Origin of the sequence: Leuconostoc litchii (genome assembly GCF_008107645.1) — a bacterium.
Lineage (GTDB): Bacteria > Bacillota > Bacilli > Lactobacillales > Lactobacillaceae > Leuconostoc > Leuconostoc litchii.
In genome coordinates this window covers 21,351-22,643 of sequence record NZ_SDGY01000004.1, presented here as the reverse complement: position 1 = coordinate 22,643, position 1,293 = coordinate 21,351, and the positions used below count along the sequence as shown (strand labels likewise).

Sequence of the window (1,293 nt, the reverse complement as noted above, 5' to 3'; positions counted from 1 at the left end):
TTGCCTGGGCATCATTGACACCATCAGCTGTAGTAGCTTGATCGATATTATTCTTGGCCTTGGTAGCAGCGTCAGCTACAGCTTGAGTTTGCTTATCCTTATCAGCTTGAGACAAAGTCGGATCATTCTTGATATCTTGAGTTACCTTAGCGGCTTCCTTATCAATAATATTTTTGGAAGAATTTTTAGCGTTATCAGCATCAAAAGTTACTACTGTTTCTGCCGAGCTGACTAAGGTATTGTTTTCTGAATTATATGAATTAGCTGTTAACTTTTCATTTTCGTTTCCATATCGAGATAATGAAACAGTATAATATCCTTCTTCATCTACTGTCGAACTACCAATAATAGTATTGTTACTATCAATGATATTAATTTTCTCACCAGGAAATCCGGTACCTGTGGCTATGTTTTGACTTGTAGAAATGGAGTCAATAGTTACCTTATTTCTTTGAAAGTAAATATTTGTTGTAATATCAGTGTTTCTAATGCTACCTGTGGCATTATCTGAACTATCAAAAGTATAAAAATCAGGAACCGTTGTCACAGCAACATTATAATTTTGAGAACTATATTTTTGAGTTGTTTCTGATGGTTGAATTTCTGTACCAGTTGTTTTGTCTATAAAATGTGTAGTTATATTTCTGGCGACAAGAGTTGGTTGATTTTTATAACCAGATTTCCATGATCGATCATTGTAAACTGCATCGTTAATCCTTAATAATGCAACAGTTGGGTTTTGTGCAGAATTACCTATGACATTATATGTTCCATCAGTGTTAAGGTTTATTTTTATCAAATTAGCATCGAGTCCAAAGCTTTGTGATGAACTAGTTAAGGCAGTACGATTTGATATTGTTTTATCATTATTATATTTCATACCGTAGAGCATCTTTGTAACTGGATCAAATGAGACTACAGCTGTACCTGCATAAGTATTTTCACCTACTTTTTTAGCTCCATATACTGCAACTGTTATTGCTCCATCAGTCGGATCATAAGCGTTGTTTTGAGAAGTGGTTACATTAATACTTGCAGCCGAACTTTCTTTAGCAGTCGTATTAGCTACAGCCAATGATCTACTCAATATTTTAGAAGAATCTCCAACAGATGCAGTTTTGTTACTATTATCTTGATTTGAAGAATCTGCAGTAGTTGTATTTTGATTGCTAGTATTTTGGTTAGAAGAATCTGCAACGGCTGCAGTTTTGTTACTGTTATCTTGATTTGAAGAATCTACTGTAGTTGCATTTTGATTGCTAGTATTTTGGTTAGAAGAATCTGCAACGGCTG

Annotated in this window: 1 protein-coding gene; it reads right to left on the bottom strand. The window is 34.3% G+C overall.

The genetic code is table 11. From position 1 onward, the window contains the following. A partial coding sequence (locus ESZ47_RS06960) for an Ig-like domain-containing protein (RefSeq protein WP_161595280.1) occupies positions 1 to 1,293 on the bottom strand: 1,293 nt, incomplete at both ends.